The 19,492-nt window shown below is 34.8% G+C and carries 19 protein-coding genes; 7 read left to right on the forward strand and 12 right to left on the reverse strand.

Annotated elements, in window-relative coordinates:
• Nucleotides 1-21 precede the first annotated feature (21 nt).
• Together J2772_RS08300 and J2772_RS08305 are read right to left on the reverse strand one after the other, a co-directional pair.
• On the reverse strand, nt 22-399 hold the full coding sequence (locus J2772_RS08300) for a hypothetical protein (protein WP_209915559.1): 378 nt from the start codon (nt 397-399) through the stop codon (nt 22-24).
• Between the two features lie 17 nt (nt 400-416).
• The gene (locus J2772_RS08305; RefSeq protein WP_209915561.1) at nt 417-1,331 is read right to left on the reverse strand and encodes an alpha/beta hydrolase; all 915 of its coding nucleotides are present in this window, start codon (nt 1,329-1,331) and stop codon (nt 417-419) included.
• 334 nt (nt 1,332-1,665) lie between these two features.
• Between J2772_RS08305 and J2772_RS08310 the strand changes: the two genes are divergently transcribed.
• Nucleotides 1,666-2,226: a DNA-3-methyladenine glycosylase I gene (locus J2772_RS08310; RefSeq protein ID WP_209915563.1), complete on the forward strand. Its 561-nt coding sequence runs from the start codon at nt 1,666-1,668 to the stop codon at nt 2,224-2,226.
• An 83-nt stretch (nt 2,227-2,309) separates the two neighbouring features.
• Here the strand turns inward: J2772_RS08310 and J2772_RS08315 are convergent, their stop codons facing one another.
• Nucleotides 2,310-2,690, reverse strand: coding sequence for a winged helix-turn-helix transcriptional regulator (locus J2772_RS08315; protein WP_209915565.1), 381 nt, complete (start codon nt 2,688-2,690; stop codon nt 2,310-2,312).
• A gap of 91 nt (nt 2,691-2,781) precedes the next feature.
• On the opposite strand from J2772_RS08315, the gene J2772_RS08320 reads away from it, so the two are divergent.
• The gene (locus J2772_RS08320; RefSeq protein ID WP_209915567.1) at nt 2,782-3,312 is read left to right on the forward strand and encodes an NAD(P)H-dependent oxidoreductase; all 531 of its coding nucleotides are present in this window, start codon (nt 2,782-2,784) and stop codon (nt 3,310-3,312) included.
• Nucleotides 3,313-3,356: 44 nt separating this feature from the next.
• Here the strand turns inward: J2772_RS08320 and J2772_RS08325 are convergent, their stop codons facing one another.
• The 4 genes from J2772_RS08325 to J2772_RS08340 form a co-directional block, all read right to left on the reverse strand.
• A complete protein-coding gene (locus J2772_RS08325; RefSeq protein ID WP_209915569.1) occupies nt 3,357-3,809 on the reverse strand; it encodes a hypothetical protein in 453 nt (150 codons plus the stop codon).
• A gap of 60 nt (nt 3,810-3,869) precedes the next feature.
• Nucleotides 3,870-4,370 carry a DUF2199 domain-containing protein gene (locus tag J2772_RS08330; RefSeq protein WP_209915571.1) on the reverse strand — a complete coding sequence of 167 codons (501 nt, stop codon included), beginning with the start codon at nt 4,368-4,370 and terminating at the stop codon, nt 3,870-3,872.
• Nucleotides 4,371-4,408: 38 nt separating this feature from the next.
• A complete protein-coding gene (locus tag J2772_RS08335; protein ID WP_209915573.1) occupies nt 4,409-5,995 on the reverse strand; it encodes a patatin-like phospholipase family protein in 1,587 nt (528 codons plus the stop codon).
• Nucleotides 5,996-6,260: 265 nt separating this feature from the next.
• Entirely contained in the window at nt 6,261-7,160 is a 900-nt protein-coding gene (locus tag J2772_RS08340) for a CorA family divalent cation transporter (RefSeq protein ID WP_209915575.1), read from the reverse strand.
• A 72-nt stretch (nt 7,161-7,232) separates the two neighbouring features.
• Here J2772_RS08340 and J2772_RS08345 point away from each other — a divergent pair, with 72 nt between their 5' ends.
• Nucleotides 7,233-8,255: a 3-oxoacyl-ACP synthase III family protein gene (locus J2772_RS08345; RefSeq protein WP_209915577.1), complete on the forward strand. Its 1,023-nt coding sequence runs from the start codon at nt 7,233-7,235 to the stop codon at nt 8,253-8,255.
• Nucleotides 8,256-8,327: 72 nt separating this feature from the next.
• On the opposite strand, the gene J2772_RS08350 is transcribed toward J2772_RS08345, so the two are convergent.
• A complete protein-coding gene (locus tag J2772_RS08350; protein WP_209915579.1) occupies nt 8,328-9,488 on the reverse strand; it encodes a thioredoxin family protein in 1,161 nt (386 codons plus the stop codon).
• Between the two features lie 293 nt (nt 9,489-9,781).
• Between J2772_RS08350 and J2772_RS08355 the strand changes: the two genes are divergently transcribed.
• On the forward strand, nt 9,782-11,407 hold the full coding sequence (locus tag J2772_RS08355) for a helix-turn-helix domain-containing protein (RefSeq protein ID WP_209915582.1): 1,626 nt from the start codon (nt 9,782-9,784) through the stop codon (nt 11,405-11,407).
• A gap of 391 nt (nt 11,408-11,798) precedes the next feature.
• Here the strand turns inward: J2772_RS08355 and J2772_RS08360 are convergent, their stop codons facing one another.
• The 3 genes from J2772_RS08360 to pruA all read right to left on the reverse strand — a co-directional run bounded on the left by J2772_RS08360 (nt 11,799) and on the right by pruA (nt 14,559).
• The gene (locus tag J2772_RS08360; RefSeq protein ID WP_209915584.1) at nt 11,799-12,008 is read right to left on the reverse strand and encodes a hypothetical protein; all 210 of its coding nucleotides are present in this window, start codon (nt 12,006-12,008) and stop codon (nt 11,799-11,801) included.
• A gap of 368 nt (nt 12,009-12,376) precedes the next feature.
• On the reverse strand, nt 12,377-12,586 hold the full coding sequence (locus J2772_RS08365; RefSeq protein ID WP_209915586.1) for a cytochrome C551: 210 nt from the start codon (nt 12,584-12,586) through the stop codon (nt 12,377-12,379).
• Between the two features lie 347 nt (nt 12,587-12,933).
• On the reverse strand, nt 12,934-14,559 hold the full coding sequence (gene pruA, locus J2772_RS08370) for an L-glutamate gamma-semialdehyde dehydrogenase (RefSeq protein ID WP_209915588.1): 1,626 nt from the start codon (nt 14,557-14,559) through the stop codon (nt 12,934-12,936).
• Nucleotides 14,560-15,000: 441 nt separating this feature from the next.
• Here pruA and J2772_RS24170 point away from each other — a divergent pair, with 441 nt between their 5' ends.
• On the forward strand, nt 15,001-15,501 hold the full coding sequence (locus J2772_RS24170; protein WP_245365180.1) for a helix-turn-helix domain-containing protein: 501 nt from the start codon (nt 15,001-15,003) through the stop codon (nt 15,499-15,501).
• Nucleotides 15,502-15,591: 90 nt separating this feature from the next.
• Here J2772_RS24170 and J2772_RS08380 read toward each other — a convergent pair whose 3' ends face one another.
• Nucleotides 15,592-16,029 (reverse strand): DUF6526 family protein, encoded by a 438-nt coding sequence (locus tag J2772_RS08380; RefSeq protein ID WP_209915590.1) that lies wholly within the window; start codon nt 16,027-16,029, stop codon nt 15,592-15,594.
• Between the two features lie 407 nt (nt 16,030-16,436).
• Here J2772_RS08380 and J2772_RS08385 point away from each other — a divergent pair, with 407 nt between their 5' ends.
• Both J2772_RS08385 and J2772_RS08390 read left to right on the forward strand, forming a co-directional pair.
• Complete coding sequence (locus J2772_RS08385; protein ID WP_209915591.1) at nt 16,437-18,206, forward strand: aminopeptidase P family protein; 1,770 nt, start codon at nt 16,437-16,439, stop codon at nt 18,204-18,206.
• Nucleotides 18,207-18,903: 697 nt separating this feature from the next.
• Complete coding sequence (locus J2772_RS08390; RefSeq protein WP_209915593.1) at nt 18,904-19,470, forward strand: Crp/Fnr family transcriptional regulator; 567 nt, start codon at nt 18,904-18,906, stop codon at nt 19,468-19,470.
• Nucleotides 19,471-19,492 lie beyond the last annotated feature (22 nt).

The raw sequence follows: 19,492 nt of genomic DNA on the forward strand, positions 1-19,492 counted from the left end.
GTATAAGGGCTTAAAAAAGTTTTAAACCAGATTCAATTTCAGTCTTTTAAATAAAATATACTTCGGCGGGCTGTTTCCTGTAGTATGCCCTGAATATTCATTGAAAAGTAAACTTTCCTCCCTCGTATTTTTTGCTGTAGCACTACCATCTAAAAGAGATCCTTTGTATTTGAATTTTGCTTCAGCTTTTGAAATGGATATTCTTGAGGAAGTGGCAGAAATATCACAGTTTAAAGAAAGACCGGATGTTGTTTTTACTTTATTTAAACCACTGATGTATTGAATGTCAAAAATATCAAGAACATCCCTCTTCACAGAACATGGTGATAATGAAAACACCAGTATAAGCATCGTAATGATTGCTTTATACGTCTTGATATGGATTTTGGTGCCTGACATGGCTACAAAACTACACTTTATTTTAATGTAAGCTCAATAAATTTGAAAAATTCATCCTGCTGATCTACAAATAAGTAGTGGGAACAGTTATCGATAAGCTTAAAATTCTTCTTTCCGACAATATTTTTAAGATTGTTAAGTTGTTTTTCTGAAAATATTCCGTCATGTTTTCCATACACCGCAAAAAGAGGAATCCCTTTTCTTTTGATCTCTTTTAAAACGGATGTATTGTCAAGGTTATTCAAAGGTTCATTTTGATAGAATTTAATAGGAGAATTGTGGTTTCTGATATTATTTCTATAGAATTCACTGGCTTCATATTCAGCTCTCAGATTTTTACTTTCCGGAGTAGGGTGAGGCATGTTGAAGAAATTAAGTTTACTGGCAATTTCGTAGCATCTTTTTCGGTAACCAGCAGAATTTTTATCCAGATTTTCTATTTCGGAAATCTCCTGTAGCTGAGCAGCATCATTTTTAAAATGTTCTTTGGCCTGTTTTAAAATATGATCGTAGGTTTTCTGCTGGGTAAATAATGCACCCACAAGGGTAAGAGTCTGTACCTTTTCCGGAAATTCGTTAGTAAATAAAGTGCCGATGATTCCTCCAAAACTATGGGCAAGAATATGTGCTTTTTTAATATGATAAGTGTTGTAAAGCTGATTCAGATCTTCAAAACTTTCTTTGAAGGTCATTATTGCATTTTCATCTTTGGATCGTCCTTCACCGCGTCTGTCGTATACAATGACGTAAAAACCTTTGTCAGCAAGTTTTTGAGCTGTAGTTCCTTCAAATAGAGTAGCATTTCCACTTGGTCCGCCATGAATAAAAATAACAGCAGGATTCTGTTGGTTTCCATACGCTTTAGAATAGATATTTTGTGCATCTGTGGTAATTAAGAATAAAGAAAATAGAAGGAATAAAAGTGATTTCATGGCTGATATTTGGAGCTGCTAATCTAGTTAATATTCCTGGAGTATTGAATGAAAAGTTGTTTGTGGAGGAATAATGTAAACCATCCCGTCAAAAATTCTTTGAATTTTCACCACCACTCCAGGGGAGTGGAATTTTTGTATCTTCAATTGAGATTTTCAGAATCATTGGGAAAAATAATCTATTAATTAAAAAGTTTTTGAGAAGTTCTTTCGCATTCAATAAACTTCCTTCTTCCAGCCTCCATCTTCCTTTCCTAAAAAATCTTCCCTACTGACTAACAGTTGTCACAATCCTGTCTTATCTTTATCCCGTTAAACCAAAACAGATACATCAATGAGTTATTGCTTAGCCATAGACGGAATGCAGCCTGAGAGCAGAAAAGAATTACACAAAAACTACCATGATAACTATTATGGATTTCCGATTCATGATGATAATGAACTGTTTGGAAGGCTTATTCTGGAGATCAATCAGGCTGGTTTAAGTTGGGAGACGGTTTTAAAGAAAGAAGAAAGCTTCAGGAAAGCTTATGATAATTTTGATATTAAAACAATAGCATCCTATACGGAAGAAGATCGGGAAAGACTTTTAAGTGACAGCGGGATTATCCGAAATAAACTCAAGGTGAATGCAGCTATTGAAAATGCAAAAACAATCATTGAGTTGCAAAAAGACTTTGGTTCTTTTGAAAAATGGATAGAGCATCATCATCCTAAAACATTGCCGGAATGGATGAAATTGTTCAAAAAAACCTTCAAATTTACAGGCGGTGAGATTGTGAACGAATTTCTGATGAGTACAGGCTATCTGAAGGGAGCGCATCATGAAACCTGTCCGATTCATGCCAAAGTTCTGGATCAAAAACCTTTGTGGAGAGAAATAGAAAAAAATTAAAACCGTCTTTACTCGGATATAAACCCACAAAAGTTACAAAAGTTTATCCTGAATTCTTTTGTGACTTTTGTGGGTTGAAAATATTATTCTTTGCTGTTGTTTTCTTTTTGAATAAGTGATTGATGCTCTATTCCCCATTTTTCAAACTCAAGAATAATCGGTTTCAGCTTATAACCAATTTCCGTCAATTCATATTCTACCCGTGGCGGAACTTCAGCATACACGGTTCTGGTAATAATCTTATCTTCCTCCAGCCTGCGAAGCTGAAGGGTAAGCATACGCTCTGTAATGTTCTGAAGCCTTTTCTTAAGTTCTCCGAATCTCATTTTACCATTAATGAGATAACAGCAGATAGCAATTGTCCATTGCCCGCCGATAATATTTGATGCATAAACCTCCGGACATTCGTCTGCAAGAGCTTTTTTATTGGCAAAGTTGGTTGATGTTTCCTTTATTTTAGTCATTACTTACATTTTTTATAGTACCCTACAATTGGTTGCTAATGTACAAAATGTAAGTTACGTATCGTAATTTTGCGATAGAAATTTAAACATAATGAAGACTTTAGTAATTGTAACACACCCTGAAATTGAAAAATCAGTCATCAATAAAAGATGGACTGAAGAATTGGAAAAATATCCTGAAAAATATACCGTTCATCAATTATACAAAGCGTATCCCGATGGGAAAATTAATGTAGCCAAAGAACAGGAGCTGATGGAATCTTATGATAAAATTGTATTCCAGTTTCCTTTTTACTGGTTCAGCAGTCCGCCACTTTTAAAGCAATGGCTGGATGAGGTGGTTTTATATGATTGGGCCTATGGGAGCAACAGTGGGTATAAACTGGCCGGAAAAAAAATGACTTTGGCAGTAACTGCCGGAATTGATGATGATGAATATTCTGCATCGGGAAAATATAAATATACGATGAAGGAATTGTTCAGACCTTATGAACTGACCTTTGATTATATTAAGGCACAATATGAGGACCCATTCGTTTATTATGGCATCGAGCGTGATTCTTCAGATGAGTGGATTGAAAAGAGTATTCCCATGTATCTGGAGTTTTTGGATAACTTGTAATAAGTTCTAAAGTAAAGTTGGATTTGATTTAAAATAAGTTCAACTTACTTTTGTATGTATTCAAAAGGTTCAACATTCCAGTCCTGCAAATATTTTTTTATAGTAGCACTGTCAATATTAAAAGGAACGTCCTGATATTTCCATCCTTTTTCAGGAACCTTTAAATCTATAAGATAGTTTTCTATAGAGTAGATGCCAAGAACTTTTACATTTTTAGGTTTTATGGAATCGAAAATGATAAGGAATTTATCTCCTTTTTTGTAAGAAAAATTTGTGGTTTTAAAGTAGAATTTGTTGTTAACCCAATATTTATAATCTGTTCCCACACCGTTGTTATTTTTTTGATGCCAGTCTGTGGTAGCTTCTCCTATTGTATATTTAGGATTTTTAAGCATTTTTTTTACCCATAAATTCTCATCAATCATTCCATATAAGATAAATGAAGCAGTTATTATCAGTAGAATAATGTGAAACTTATCTTTAATATATTTTACCATGGATTTTTAGTAGATAGAACCTGTTAAATTATAAGTTTAATATGAAAAAATATCAGTTATTTATTCTGGATTTAAAACCCTGTTAATCCTTTTCTCTGCCTCTTCTTTCGTAATTCCATTATAGAAATCATCTACAAAAGGATGTTCATAGCTTTGATGCGGGAAAACAAACGGACGCCCGATGGTATTGTCTACCAAGACTGTTGTAGGAATACTTTCAGAAAAATCATAGTCGGGCAGATAGGTATTAAGCCATCCGAAATATTCAGCTTTGAATTCTTTATTATCGTAATTTTCGATGTATTCGGTATAGCTCTTTTCACTTAAAGAAACCCAGACTCCATAATCAAGATCCCTGCAGTCATCGGTAACTTCCTGTATTAAAACAGCCCGAATAAATCTATTGGTTTCTTCAGGGCTCTCAACAATACACAGATCTGGAGTGAGCTTTGCATTTTTCATTTCTACGTCATAAAGGCAAGAGTAAAAATAAGGAGCATTATAAGCTAGAGCAGGCCAGTCTTCTTTTTCTTCACCGCAGCATTCACAGATGTATTTCATGATTCATTTTGCTTTTCAGCTAAAATACTTAAAAATCCTTATCCTACCGTAGGCGTATCCTTTTCCTTCAGTATTTTTTTCTCCTTCATGATAAGCATCATGCGTTCATACTTGTATTTCTCCCAATCAAACTGGTTCAGAAAGTCAAGGGCAGACTGAAAGCCTCTGTTGAAAAGGTCTTCTTTCTCTTCTTTTTTCATAAAGAAATTGAGCCAGCTGCTGGCCCCACAGTTAACGGTTTGGATGCTGTAAAGGCGGTAGAAACTATGTTTGGTAAGAAAAATCTTATCATTGAATCCCTGTAAAGTACTGATGATATTTCCTGCATAGGTGAAAGGCGTTTTGAGAATTTCCTCACTGGTTTTCCCCTTTTCAGAAAGAAGATCAGAATCATTGGTCAGCTGCACCCCAAAAAGAGGCATTCTCGGGTAAAAAACTTCATCTGCATGAAACAGATCAATGGGAAAGTTGGAAATACTGCCGCCATCAATGAAAATACCGACAGGATTAATATCTTCCTTTTTCGTATTCATCCAGAATTTCCAGGCGTATTTCACAGAATCTTCATCCTTATCGATTCTCTTCTGGAATGGCTCAAAGAAAAAAGGAACAGACATAGAGGCTCTTACAAATTCTGCCGGGCTGATGTGCTTCAGTTCCTCTTCAGACCAGTATAAATTGGCCATAGTAGGTAATTCTACCTTTATTTTAGCATTGATGTCTGTAGTAATCACAACATATTCAGACCGGAGAAGGTAAAATGGGTTGTTTTTATAATAATCGTTATTAACGGCACTGTCATAATAGATTTTATACCTTGTCTGATCGATATGTTCCAGATTTTTAGCCCTGATTTTTTCAATACCTGCTAAAGTGATGTTATAATATTCCTGCCCGTTTCCATAGCGGTAGTTGAGGTTCAGATCCTGCTCCTTTTGTACAAATTTGTCATTAAGATTCGCTACCGTTTTGATTCCAAAATTATCCAGAGCAGTTTTCATGGTATTCAGGAAAACATTTCCCGGGTTAAGCCCACTGTTTTCTTTTCTGAAGTTGTTGTATAATTTTTTGATACAGAGAAAAAGGATAATCGCTGGAATCAAAGGAATTAAAAACATCAGTTTAGCGCTCAGAATGCTTTCTGAAGGAACTGCAAAAGGAATACTGACAAGAATAATAAATAAAATGGCTGCAATAATAGCATTGATCTTAAAGAAATTCTTATTGTTCAACATTCCGTGCAGGGTTGTTTTTACATATGTTTTCCCATCCATAAAATCAGCAAAATCCCAGCTGAAAAGAATATCTTTGATCAATTCACTTTTAGGTTCTTCTTTGGTTTTACAGGCTGCGATAAGCATGGTATTAATGGCTCCGGCGCTGGTTCCTGCCACTTTCAAAAAGCGGATTCCAAAGATTTCCAATCCATAAAGATAGCCCACCAAGGCGCTTCCCCAGACTCCGCCGCCCTCCTGTACAAATTCTATATACTGATTACCTTCTGCATCCAAAAGATCAGAAAATTCTTTGGCAGAAATATTCCCGTGTAAAGCAACAAGTTTATCTTTAGATGCCTGCGAAAGAGAATTATCTTCCAGAATTTTGTTGAGGTTTTCAGTTTTCATAGTCTCGGATTTTCTGGTCACAACATTTCGTCATTGCGAACCGAAAGTAAAGCAATCTCTAAATTACTATTTATTTGGAAACCGTAGGATTGTTTTATCGTAAAGATTAATAATGTCCTGGATTTACATCAAGGGCAGAAATTAAAGACTTTCATAAAGATATTATGAGATGAGATTCTCGCAAATCAAGGAGATTAAGCAGATTTCCATAATCATCTGCGTAATCCGTTAAATCTATGGGAAATAGAATTCAGCAGTATCCTGTTTACCATTGTCTGCGCCTCACATAGATAAACGTACTGACAACAACCAATGCCATGCCTCCTATTGTAAAGTAATAGCCATATTTATGATGAAGCTCAGGCATATTATCAAAATTCATCCCATAAACTCCGGCAATAAAAGTAATCGGTAAGAAGTATACCGAATAAATAGCCAAAACTTTCATCACCTGATTGGCCTTCTGGTCCGAAAGAGCCAGAAACATCGAAATAAGGTTGGTAATCTGAATATTTAGATGATCAAAATCGGCCACTACATCCTTATGTTTATCCTTTAAATCTACAATTTCAGAATCCTGTAGGTTCAATAGTTTAAACTTGTCGATGGCATCCGTAGAAATAACCAAAACCCTTGAATTAAGTCCGGATTTTCTTTTCAGTTTGTACAGCCTTCGGATCTGACTGGTATGATTGGTATTCTTAAGGAAGATCTCATTTTCAATATTATCCATAGTTTCCAATAAGCTTATGGACTCATCATCAAAGCTTTTCATAATTAATATCGCTATCATTAAAGCTACTTTCTGAGGAGTTATCTCTTCCTGGGTGAGTGTTAGCTTTTTCTTGGTTTCAGAAATACTTCTGGTTTTCATTCTGTGAATGGTGATAATGGTTTTATCCAGAATGAAAATCGCAATTTTTGTACTGATATCACTGATGGTGTTCAGGTTTTTTCTTTCCAGTTCAGTACTTTCACGGAGAAGAAAGAATTTTACATTCCCATCTTCTTCATATTTGGGAAGGTGATTGGGATCTATGGTATCTTCCAGAAGAAGATTGTTGATTTCGTATCGTTCATGAAGGAATTTCAGGTCTTCTGCAGTAGGAGCCTCTACATCTACCCATTCGCAGTGGGTGCTTCTGTATATTGTATCAATTGGCATAAAGTAAAAATACTAATATTTTGAAATACTATGTTTTAAATAAGTTTATCTTTGCCAAAATTATAAAACTATATGATTAAAAGTACAATAAAAGGTGTGGGATTTTATGTTCCAGATAACGTTGTTACAAATGATGATTTAGCCAAACTAATGACAACCAATGATGAATGGATTACGGAAAGAACAGGCATCAAGGAAAGAAGACATAGAAAAAACAGAAATGATTCTCAGGAAACTACCGCTTACTTAGGATTCAAAGCATCAGAAAAAGCGATTGAGAAAGCAGGTTTAACAGCTAAAGATATTGACTATATTGTGTTTGCAACCCTTTCTCCGGATTATTATTTTCCGGGGTGTGGAGTGTTACTTCAGGATATGCTTGGGTGTGATACCATCGGAGCATTAGATGTGAGAAACCAATGTTCAGGATTTGTATATTCTGTGAGTGTTGCCAATGCTTTCATTAAGTCAGGAATGTATAAGAATATCCTTGTTGTAGGTGCAGAGGTTCATTCTTTCGGATTAGATTTTTCTGATGAAGGAAGAGGAGTTTCTGTTATCTTCGGAGATGGGGCAGGAGCTATTGTACTCTCAGCAACAGAAGATGAAAATGCAGGAGATATTTTAGCCGTAAATATGCATTCTGAAGGGAAATATGCAGATGAATTGTGTACACAGTTCCCAGGTTCTAAGTTCGGATGGAGCGACAGAATGAGAAAAGAACCTGAAAATGTAACGAATAAAGAAGTGTATCCTATCATGAACGGAAACTTCGTATTCAAACATGCGGTAACCAGATTCCCGGAAACCATGATGGAAGCTTTAAACAAAGCAGGAAAAACAGTAGAAGATCTTGATATGTTCATTCCACACCAGGCCAATCTGAGAATTGCTCAGTTTGTTCAGCAGAAATTCGGATTGCCGGATGAGAAGATCTTTAATAACATTCAGAAATATGGAAATACTACAGCAGCATCTATTCCCATTGCTTTAAGTGAAGCAATTGAGCAAGGAAAAATCAAAAAAGGAGATTTAGTTCTTCTTTCAGCTTTCGGAAGTGGATTTACTTGGGGAAGTGTGTTGTTTGAATATTAATCATGTATACCCAATACCAAATAAAAAAACCGCAGAATTTCAATTCTGCGGTTTTTTTATTATTAGTATCTGTTAAAGACTTTTCAATAATTTTTCTGTATCAGAAGAATCTTGTCCTTCAGCTTTTGCCAGTTCAATGGATTTTTCAGCCCACATTTTTGCATTTTTCTTATCTCCAATCTTATTAAAAAGATTAGCCAGCGTATCTGTATTCGCAAAGCTTTCGTCTTTCTTTACAGATTCCTGTGCCCATGCTACAGCTTTTTCCAAAGATGTTTTATTGCTGATGTTCTCAAAAAAATTCCATGCTGCCGAGTTTAATTCATTAGAACCTGCTTTAGAATAGTCTTGGTATACTTCTAATGTCAGTTTCTCATAAAGGGCAATATCCTTATTTTTCAAAGCTCTGCTAGCCTTTAACTTTTTTAATAATTTCTCAGCATTTTCCTTGCTTACAAATTTCTGAGCTTCCGTAATAAAGTATTGATCGTCCCATGTTTTAGTCTCAGAATTATAAGCCTTTTTAGTAATCGTACTCATTTGGAAGTTCTGATTAAATTTTTCATACCTGTCATCAGGGAAAAGCTTTACAATCTCTGCTTTTTTATCCTGAAAGATCTTGTATAAAGGACTTTCTGTAGTTTGTATACCAGAAATAAGTAATTGAGCATCCTCTTCATCCATTGTAGGTTTCACCTGAAAATAACGGTTCAGTACTTTTTCAGCAAATTCTGCATCATTATAAATGGTAAGTTCTGCAAGATTTTTTAAAAATGAAGGGTCCTTTTCTCCTTTTTCAAATTGTTGCTTTAAAGAAGTAAGTCTTTTGCTTGGGTCGTTGGCATCCATTGCAAACTGGATGAAGTCTTTTTCTTCAACATATCCCAAGGTTCTGTGTATAGCTTCCCCGTTTCCGTCAATAAATAAATAGGTAGGGAAAGCCTTTACGTTGTATTTTTTAGCAAGCTCAATTCCTTCTCCTTTTTCCATGTCAATTTTAGCATTGATGAAATGAGAGTTATAATAATCGCCCACATTTTTCAGAGGGAAAATATTTTTTACCATCAGTTTACATGGTCCACACCATGCTGCATAAGCATCTACAAAGATCAGTTTGTTTTCTTTTTTAGCTTTGGCAAGGATAGAGGCAAAGTTACCATCCTCAAATTTGATGCCCTGCGCCCATGCCAGTGCACTTATAAATAGAGTAGAAAATATTGCTATCTTTTTCATAAAAAACGTTTTGTTTCCTGCAAATGTAATAAATATGATGACATTTAAGTTATTCACATTGAAAATAATTATTGAAGAACTTTATTTTTAATACAGGTATAGGTGTATATGAAAGAAAAACATCCATTGTTTTAGACTTATTGTTAAAATTAATGTAAATGGTTATTTTAGTTAAATGATTAAATTTCAGTAGAATATTTTAATTAAAAGTAAAATATTACTAATTTTGCAGAAAACAAAAAGACACCCGTGAGAAAATGATGAATTATTATAAGAATAATAATTTGTTTTTTATGTCTAATAATCTATTGAAACTTTTGTTCTTGCTGGTAACAGCAATCTCCATATCTGCCCAGAAAAAAAACGATTTCGATCAAGCATGCGAAAGGATTTCCTCTATCACAGCTTATAAAGATCTACCCAAAGCAATCAAAACTGCTGATTCTCTTTATTTGTCGGCTCATAAACCGCTGGATAAAGTGAAAAGCCTTATGCTTTCCTCAGAACTTTATCATCATGGGGGAGATCTTAAAAAAGCAATTTGGTATAGTGAAAATGCCCATTCATTAGTTGAGCTGGCTGATGATAAAGAATGGATGGCCCGTGTGTGCAAATTACTAGCGAAACAATATAGACAGGTAGGGTTATACAAAAGAGCTAAAAAATATATTGCTAAAGGGCTGGGAGCTTCTAGGCAAATTTCTGGTTTTCAGGAAAGTAATGAAGCGGAAGGAATGCTGAATCAGGAAATGGCTTTTTATGAAATGGAAGTTGGAAACTATGTAAACGCAATACAATACATTGAATTTTCCCTGAAAAACTTTGAAAAAATAAACAGTCAGAATGAGGATAGAACCCAGGCGGTTTCTTATCAATTGTTGGGAGATGTTTATTTTAAGCTTGATGATTACACTGTTTCTGAAGACTATTATAGAAAAGCAGAGAGTTTGTTAAAAGCAGGAAGCTGTACTCTTGGATTAATTTATAACGGACTGGGAGGAATTCGTGTAAAACAAAAGAACTGGAAAGATGCCGAAGTATACTTGAAAAAGGCTGAAAAAATTGCTGATACTTCCCGAAGTCTGAAACTTAAGAAAGCTGTTTATTCCAATATCAATGACTATTATGAAGGGATAGGAGACAATTTTAAAGCATCTTTATATGCTGTAAAATATGTGAGAGCCTATGACAGTATTGCAGCCCGTAATCAAGAGTTTTCCGGAAAAACTAAGGATGTAGTAACTAAAACTCACAAAGGAAACGGGCAAATGAATGTAGCTAAAAATGCAGCTATTATTATTTTGTTTGTTTCACTGGTAGGTTTAATTATCTTTTTTAAAACAAGACAGAAAAGACAGTTTACAAAGCTGAGAAATATAATAAGAACTCAAATGAGTGTGGCTAACGGCTACAAAGGATCTTTGGTAAGACAACCTGTTAATTCTGAATTTTCAAATATATCTGTAGAAGAAGTAGATGAGAAAGATTCTGAAGCAGACCGAAAGAGAACTGATTCTTTAATGACTTCCGAAACTGAAACTAAACTGCTTGAACTTCTTGACGAGTTTGAAAAAGGTGATCTTTATAACAATAAGGGAATGTCTCTTTCATTTTTAGCAGGAGAACTGAATACCAATACCAAGTATCTTTCTTATGTTATCAATCAGCATAAAAGTTCAGACTTTAAAACTTATGTCAACCGACTAAGAATCAATTATATTGTAGATAAACTTATTAATGATGAGAAGTACAGACAATACAAGATCAGTATTTTGGCTGATGAATGTGGCTTCTCTTCACACAGTAAATTTGCTGCAGTATTCAAAGCGGTTACAGATTTCTCTCCATCAGCCTATATTAAACATCTTGATGCTGAAAATCAATTGGATAAAAATGTTCATTTTCACGAAAACAATTAAAGAGATATAACTTTTCATATTCTGTCTTGCCATTTTCACGAAAATGGATAACCTATTGTTTTTTGTAAGACTGCTCTTGACATATCTTTGCGACAGTGTTACGGGAATGACTACAATCATATTACATCTTATCTATTTTATTTTCGAAGGAATTATCCTTTTTCTGAAATAAAATAGGACTCCCCACAACAAACCAAACCATGAAACTTTAGATATGGAACGCGTGTATATTTTGTTTTTCATGAAATAGCCACGGTTCCTCTTTTCGTCTATGAAAGAGAGTATTCTGATTAGAATATGATTATACAATATAATCGGGGTTGATTGCCCGGTTTTTTTCAGTCAAGTTTTTTTAAGTGCAAATCCACAGATATTCTGTGGATTTGCGATTTTATTTAGTCTTGGTACTGTCTGTTTTTACTTTTGAAGTAGCTGGAGTTACTGGTGCTGGCTCAGAATTAGCCACAGCAGAATCACCCATTCTGTTTCTTAAGGAATCTTTGTTATGAGCATCCTTAAATTCTTCTCTTTTTTCTTTATTTTGAGCACAGCTTCCAAGGAAAAGAAGTCCAAGAATTGCTCCTAGCCATAATTTTCTCATAATAATATTTTTTTATGTTTGGTATTAATCAAATATAATGATTTTATAAAAGATAAAAGATAAAAGATAAAAGATAAAAGATAAAAGATAAAAGATAAAAGATAAAAGATCTTGTCATTAAACAACTATTATCCTTGCGGATATCAACATCAACAGAGGTGGGCTATAATTCTGAGCATAAACAGAAGGTTTACGAACGGAGTTCACGAAGGAAGCCTGTCCAGCCAAATGAATTTAAAAACCGTTCCATCAGCCAAAACCTGATATTCTCAATAATCAAATTAAAATACGATCTCTTAATCTTTCATAAAAAAATCTGCAGCGCTTTCAACTGCAGATTTTCCATTTTAAATTAAACGTATATAATATTATTTGGCAGGAGATGTTGCCATAGAATCCTTTTTCACCTTAATGGTATCCGGATTCATCATTTTTGTAGTCATTGTGTCTTTGGTAATGGGTGATGCAGCCCGTGTATTAGCTGAATCACTATTACTTGTAGACATAGATGACTCCTTGGTTCCACAGCTCACTGCAAATAATCCTATGCCGATGGCTGCTAGCAATAACTTTTTCATACAATTTTATTTTGGGGTGTAGTAGTGAAAAAACAACTATTATTCCTAATAAGGGTAGGGAAGTTGTAAAATATAGGTAAAGTTTGTTAAAAGATGTTAGGTAAGTTAGGATGGGAGTGTTTGAGAATGTTAGAGTGTGGTAGATATCAGACTAGAGATCTTTTTACACATATAATTAATCTTAACCCCTTGAATCCTATGTCATCCCATAAAAAGCAAATATAAAACCCTCCAAGCAACATTTCCATCAATTATCATTCATAAAAAAAGCCCCGAAACCGAAATTCCGAGGCTATATTGAAAGAACAGGCAACCATTACTCATTACCTATTACTCATTATTGATAATTATCCTAAGTATGGATATTTGTAGTCTTTTGGAGAAACGAAAGTTTCTTTCACACTTCTTACAGACGTCCATCTAAGAAGATTCATTTTAGAACCTGCTTTATCGTTAGTTCCTGAAGCTCTACCACCACCGAAAGGCTGTTGTCCTACTACGGCACCTGTTGGTTTGTCGTTGATATAGAAATTACCCGATGCATTTTCTAAAGCTTTATAAGCCTCAGCGATTGCATAACGATCTTGAGAGAATACAGAACCTGTTAATGAATAAGGAGAAGAAGAATCAACTACTTTAAGAGTTTCTTTCCAGTCCTGATCTTCATAAACAAATACAGATAATATTGGTCCGAAGATCTCTTCTACCATACTTTCGTATTGAGGGTTTGTAGTTTCAATTACAGTTGGGTGTACGAACCATCCTTTAGAATCATCACAAGTACCACCAATTGCTACAGTAGCTTCAGAAGATTCGTTAGCTCTTGTGATATATCCTTTACATTTTTCGAAAGAATTTTTGTCGATTACAGCATTTACGAAGTTAGATGTATCTTCTGGAGAACCGATTTTGATAGTAGCCATCTGAGCTTCCATTACTTTTTTCACACCAGCCCAAAGAGACTTAGGAACATAAGCTCTTGAAGCCGCAGAACATTTTTGTCCTTGGTATTCAAAAGCACCTCTTACCAAAGCAGTAGCTACTGCTTCTACATTAGCAGAAGGGTGAGCAATAACAAAATCCTTACCTCCCGTTTCTCCAACGATTCTTGGATATGTTCTGTAGTTGTGGATGTTATCACCGATCATTTTCCACATTCCCTGAAATACTTTTGTAGAACCAGTAAAGTGAAGACCTGCAAAATCTTTGTGAGCCAATACCTTTTCAGCAGTTTCTTTACCATCTGTAAAGATCATGTTGATAACCCCAGCAGGAAGACCAGCCTCAATTAATACATCCATGATTACTTTTGCAGAATAAACCTGCTTATCAGAAGGCTTCCATACTACAACGTTTCCTAACATTGCCATACAGGTAGGAAGGTTTCCTGAAATTGCTGTAAAGTTGAATGGAGTTACTGCAAAGCAGAATCCTTCTAATGGTCTGTACTCTACACGGTTCCAGATTCCGTTGTCAGAAACCGGCTGCTCAGAATACATTTCTGTCATGAACTCTACGTTGAATCTTAAGAAGTCGATGAACTCACAAGCCGCATCAATCTCAGCCTGGTGTACATTTTTAGACTGTCCGATCATTGTAGCTGCATTAATTACATCTCTGTAAGGACCTGCCAATAGATCAGCTGCCTTTAAGAAAATCGCTGCACGTTGTTCCCAACCTAGTGCATTCCATGCTTCTTTAGCTGCCAATGCCGCGTTGATAGCGTCATCCACATGCTGCATACCACCTTGGTAATAAAATCCGAAGTCGTGAGCATGATCCTGAGGAGACTGAAGCTGTACTTTTGTATCAGTTTTTACTTCCTTTCCATTGATAACCATTGGAATTTCTACCTTCTCAGCCCACATCTTTTTATAAGTGTCGATAAGGCTTTTAACTTCCGGAGATCCCGGTTCATAAGAATTTACCGGCTCATTTACCGCTAATGGTACTTGCGAAATTGCTTTTGACATATTACGTTTTATTATTTTTATTAAATTAAATAAGTATGTGTATACAAATTTACGATAATTATAAGGAAAGAAAAAATCTCATCTGTTTTTATGAAATAAACCTAATTACCTGATAATTGTTAATATATATCGTTTTTTATGAGCTATTTTTTAAAAATATTTAATGTATTTATTCAATCCTTTATATAGAAGGAAAATAGGTGATGATTTGTTATAATGATGGGAATGGTGACAATAAAATGTTTGTCATAGTTCGTGGACTGTCTTTAAATGTTGTAAATGAGGGGTTTATAAATAAAAGTTAAATTTATATAAAATTGTGTTTGTTGCGATTTTGAACATTTTAAATAATCTTTTTGATAGCCTGTTTTTTAATATTACTCTAATTTTACACCATTATTAATCAGATATGAAAAAAAGAGTCATATTTTTTCTTTTGTATTGTTTTTCTCAGCTTTATGTGCAGGTCTTTTAGCCCATAAGGGGAAGACTCAATCGTACTCTGATCTCTTATCAAAAATTCACCTTCTTCAGCAGAAATCGGATCAGCAGACCCAGCCTGAAATCTATAGTTTTTCAGATGTGCAGGATGTACAGGATTCCAATGGCTGGGAGAAAGTAAAATTTGATTATTCAGTACTTGTACAGCAGCGGTTACATTTTTTCTTTGCAGCTTATTTTGCCGATAAGTTATCTGTAACAGAAAGTTATCTGAATAAATGTGTGAAAAGTGTCACTCTAAAACCTCCAAAACATTGGATCAATGAGATCGATATCAATTACAGTAAAGCACTATTACATTCAAGTAAAGATATTGCGGAGATCACTTATGAATTGAATTTTCATACTGCATTCCGTTTTACCCAACTTTTCAAAAAAATTGCCGGAGTTACTCCTAAAGAATACAGAACTCAGTTGTTACAGAGTAGAACTACGGTTTAATTTGAAATAATAAGAAATAGATTATTCTTCGATACTTTGTATATCCCTGTAAAAACACTTCTGTTTTTACAGGGATATGTATTTTATTACTTAGACTCTAAGATTATCAGCCTTCCAGTTTTTAATGGATTTCTTAATCTCATCCCCTGAAATATTCTCATGAAGCGCTCTGTACAAAAGCTCTTTAAATTCATCGTCATACGTAAATCTCAGAGCTGCAATCTGGTCAAACTTTAATTTTTCAACCGTTTCATCAGATCTTCTGTTAAAAATTTCGAAATACCGCTGTCTAAATTCAAGAATGACCATACGGTTCTGAAGCCCTAATGCATAATGCTGTCTGGTCATAAAAGCCAGATAAAAAAGCAGAAAAATTACGATTGAAAATAAGATCCATATCAATTGATTACCAGGATCGGCCCAGATTTTATAGATTCCTAAAATCTCCAGTACAATTAATAAAGGGAGGTAAATAAAATGATGTGGTGGATAGAATTTTCTGTGGTTATTATAGTTTTGCTGTTTCATGGAGGTAATGTAGTAATAATCTTTTCGAATAGTTGCTGTTTTAATAACTATTTTTGTTTTGCAATGTGAATTTTATTTTTTTTAACAAAGATAAGTGAGTTAGGTTTAATATTATCATCTATCCGGTTAAAAAATAACAGTTTTATTATAGTAGAAAAGCTAGAATGGGCTTTCACCACAGATGTCTACAATTAGTCTATAAGGTTTTTAAACAAAATTGATAGTTAAATATTCATTAGCATTAATGCATTCATAAAATCATTAGTGTATTTGCTGCTAACAAAAACAGGTTCTTTGCGTTCCAATCAGAATTCCAAAAAAATAACATATTATAAGGAAAATAGGAGCTTTATTTGCTTCTCTGACTTTAAATTTTTCGTAACTTTCGGTGTTTAAAAATGAAAAGAATGACTTCAAAGGAAAAAGTTGCTGCGCTTCGTGAAGAAATGCAGAAAAATAATGTTGATGCATTTATAGTATATTCTGCAGATCCGCACATGAGTGAATACCTTCCTGAAGAATGGCAGGAAAGAGCATGGCTGTCAGGATTTTTAGGTTCTGCTGGTTTTGTGGTAGTAACTCAAAGCAAAGCAGGTCTTTGGACAGACGGAAGATACTTTACACAAGCTGCTATTGAATTGGACGGTTCAGGAATCGAGCTTTTCAAAGATGGTATAGAAGGAACTCCTAATTATATTGATTGGATTATTTCTGAAATCCCAGCTGGAGGTAAAGTGGCTGTAAATGCTTTAGCCGCTTCTAATGCCAATTGGGAACTACTTTCTCAAAAATTTAATTCAAAAAATATTACCCTTGTTGATATTCCTCTTTTAAAGGAGGTTTGGAAAGAAAGAGGAATACCATCTGCTCATCCAATCTTTGTACAGCCTGTAGAAAGAGCCGGGAAATCTGTAGCAGATAAACTTTCTGCGATCCGTCAGAAAATGGAAGAGCAGGAAGCAACCGTTCATATCATTTCAAGTCTTGATGATGTGGCATGGACATCCAATCTTAGAGGAAGCGATGTACAGAGTAATCCTGTATTTTTAGGATATATTGTCATCACTAAGAATGATGCAGTGCTATTTACCGGATTAGAAAAACTTGAAGTAGAAGCAAGAAAACAAATGGACGATTCTTTTGTAAAGATGATACCTTACGAAGAATTCTATAACTACCTGAAAGCATTCAAAAATGAAAAAGTATTGGTTTCTCCAAACAGCAACCAGCAGATTTTTGAAACGTTAAAGGCAGACAATCAATTTATCAAAGCTCCGGTACCAGGTAACCTGATGAAAGCTCAGAAAAATGAAACTGAGTTAGAAGGTTTCAGAACCGTAATGGTAAGAGACGGAGTTGCTATGGTAAAATTCCTTTACTGGCTGACTCATAACGCAGGAAAAGAAGCGATGAATGAATATTCTATCGGTGAAAAACTGAGAAGTTTCCGTGCGGAAGGGGAGAACTTTGTGGGAGAAAGTTTTGGTTCCATCGTAGGATATAAGGACAATGGAGCGATCATGCACTATTCTGCGAAGAAAGAAGGAAGTAAAGAAGTTACTAATGAAGAGACAATCCTTGTAGATTCAGGAGGTCAGTATCTTGAAGGAACTACAGACATTACCAGAACTTTTGCATTAGGAACCCCTTCTGAAGAGTTCAAAAGAAATTCTACATTGGTATTGCAGGGTCTGATCCGTTTATCAATGGTAAAATTCCCTAAAGGAACAAAAGGGGTACACCTGGATGCCATTGCAAGACTTCCGTTATGGATGGAAGGCAAAGACTTCAACCACGGAACAGGACATGGAGTAGGAAGCTTTATGAACGTTCACGAAGGTCCGCAAAATATCAGAAAAGACTTAAACCCTCAGGATCTTCTTCCTGGAATGGTTTTGTCTAACGAACCTGGCTACTATCTTGAAGGACATTACGGAATTCGTCATGAGAACCTTATTGCTGTAAAAGAAGCAGAGAAAACAATTCACGGAACATTCTATGAATTTGAAACATTAACGTTCTGTCCGTTCTTTAAAGATACCGTGGTAAAAGAAATCCTTTCAGAAAGTGAAATTGCATGGCTGAATGATTACCATAAAACATGTGAAGAAAAACTAGCTCCTTATTTGGAAGGAGAAGTGAAAGAATGGTTTTTACAACTGGTAAGCCCATTGTAATAAAAACTAAAGTAGATGTTGAAGAATTTTAAACATTGAACTTTAAAATTTATAATACTAAACAAAATAATTGTTAGATCAGCAAAAGTCCTGTAAGTTGTCGCTTGCAGGGCTTTTTTTATTTGTACAACCGTATTTTTACGGATAAAATTCTAGGGATTCTCCTGATGATGGGAATTACATCTCTATCTATCTTTGCTCCATCAAACGCATCATTTCATATCTTCATATAATAACTTAGTAATTCAAGACAGTAGATCATCCCGCCCTGGGATGATTTTCTTTTTTAAACCTGAATTCGGTTAAGAAAACTCCCTGATTCTTTTCACGCAGAGATCGCAAAAGATTTTTAATCAAATTTGAAAAGAATTTCTTTCGCAAAGATATTGGCTGCTTTTTTGCTGAGTGAAACGCCTTTTCGATCTTAAGATAGGAGCGTTTCAGAAAAAACTTTGCGAGCCATTACGTGATAATAATGTACATGAGCAAAGGATTAACAAACAATCTTAGCTCGAACACAGTTTTTTATCATTTTTTTTAATTGTCTTGTAGTGATCATTAGTAATTATATCACTAAAAGTAACTTCCAGCTTCATGCTTCCATCTTCCTACCATCCAATCTTAACTTCTTTACCCCCGAACTCAATTTTTTTAATAAGTTTTATTTATTTTCGCCATATTAAGAAAACCCAGATCAATGGTACATGATTTTTTTCGGAGTTTTGAACTGTTTTCAGAGAACGAAATTGAAGAGTTTTTAAAGCTTTTTGAAATCAGGAAAGTCAGTAAGAGTGAGTATTTCATACAAGAAGGTGAGAAATGCAGGGAAGTGGCATTTATAAAGTCCGGAATCTTTCGTTCCTTTTATCTTGCTGATGACGGAAAAGATATGACCTATTGTTTCAGGTTTCCCAATACCATGATGGCTGCCTATTCATCATTTATTTCCGGATGTCTCAGTAAAGAAAATATGCAGGCGATTACGGATTCAGAATTGTTAATCTTAAAAAAGGAAAAAATGGATGCCTTGATCCAGGATGATCTCAACTGGACAAAGTTTTTAAAGATGATTGCTGAACAGGAATATCTTGAATTGGAAAATCGGTTTTTTCAGCTTCAGAGAGATAGTGCTACCCAGCGTTATACCACGCTTATTAAAAACTATCCGGATTATATTCAGAAAATTCCGCTGCAGTATCTGGCTTCTTACCTTGGTATTACCCAACGTCATTTAAGCCGTATAAGGAAAGAGATTTCTTTTTAGACATTTGTCCTGTTTATTGGTC

It is taken from the genome of Chryseobacterium jejuense (assembly GCF_017877355.1).
Taxonomy (GTDB): Bacteria; Bacteroidota; Bacteroidia; order Flavobacteriales; family Weeksellaceae; genus Chryseobacterium; species Chryseobacterium jejuense_A.

What these genes read in the sequence shown, in the direction of transcription:
- J2772_RS08300 (WP_209915559.1), bottom strand. Translation starts at nt 399, where the DNA reads ATGTCAGGCACCAAAATCCATATCAAGACGTATAAAGCAATCATTACG.
- J2772_RS08305 (WP_209915561.1), bottom strand. Translation starts at nt 1,331, where the DNA reads ATGAAATCACTTTTATTCCTTCTATTTTCTTTATTCTTAATTACCACA.
- J2772_RS08310 (WP_209915563.1), top strand. Translation starts at nt 1,666, where the DNA reads ATGAGTTATTGCTTAGCCATAGACGGAATGCAGCCTGAGAGCAGAAAA.
- J2772_RS08315 (WP_209915565.1), bottom strand. Translation starts at nt 2,690, where the DNA reads ATGACTAAAATAAAGGAAACATCAACCAACTTTGCCAATAAAAAAGCT.
- J2772_RS08320 (WP_209915567.1), top strand. Translation starts at nt 2,782, where the DNA reads ATGAAGACTTTAGTAATTGTAACACACCCTGAAATTGAAAAATCAGTC.
- J2772_RS08325 (WP_209915569.1), bottom strand. Translation starts at nt 3,809, where the DNA reads ATGGTAAAATATATTAAAGATAAGTTTCACATTATTCTACTGATAATA.
- J2772_RS08330 (WP_209915571.1), bottom strand. Translation starts at nt 4,370, where the DNA reads ATGAAATACATCTGTGAATGCTGCGGTGAAGAAAAAGAAGACTGGCCT.
- J2772_RS08335 (WP_209915573.1), bottom strand. Translation starts at nt 5,995, where the DNA reads ATGAAAACTGAAAACCTCAACAAAATTCTGGAAGATAATTCTCTTTCG.
- J2772_RS08340 (WP_209915575.1), bottom strand. Translation starts at nt 7,160, where the DNA reads ATGCCAATTGATACAATATACAGAAGCACCCACTGCGAATGGGTAGAT.
- J2772_RS08345 (WP_209915577.1), top strand. Translation starts at nt 7,233, where the DNA reads ATGATTAAAAGTACAATAAAAGGTGTGGGATTTTATGTTCCAGATAAC.
- J2772_RS08350 (WP_209915579.1), bottom strand. Translation starts at nt 9,488, where the DNA reads ATGAAAAAGATAGCAATATTTTCTACTCTATTTATAAGTGCACTGGCA.
- J2772_RS08355 (WP_209915582.1), top strand. Translation starts at nt 9,782, where the DNA reads ATGTCTAATAATCTATTGAAACTTTTGTTCTTGCTGGTAACAGCAATC.
- J2772_RS08360 (WP_209915584.1), bottom strand. Translation starts at nt 12,008, where the DNA reads ATGAGAAAATTATGGCTAGGAGCAATTCTTGGACTTCTTTTCCTTGGA.
- J2772_RS08365 (WP_209915586.1), bottom strand. Translation starts at nt 12,586, where the DNA reads ATGAAAAAGTTATTGCTAGCAGCCATCGGCATAGGATTATTTGCAGTG.
- pruA (WP_209915588.1), bottom strand. Translation starts at nt 14,559, where the DNA reads ATGTCAAAAGCAATTTCGCAAGTACCATTAGCGGTAAATGAGCCGGTA.
- J2772_RS08380 (WP_209915590.1), bottom strand. Translation starts at nt 16,029, where the DNA reads ATGAAACAGCAAAACTATAATAACCACAGAAAATTCTATCCACCACAT.
- J2772_RS08385 (WP_209915591.1), top strand. Translation starts at nt 16,437, where the DNA reads ATGACTTCAAAGGAAAAAGTTGCTGCGCTTCGTGAAGAAATGCAGAAA.
- J2772_RS08390 (WP_209915593.1), top strand. Translation starts at nt 18,904, where the DNA reads ATGGTACATGATTTTTTTCGGAGTTTTGAACTGTTTTCAGAGAACGAA.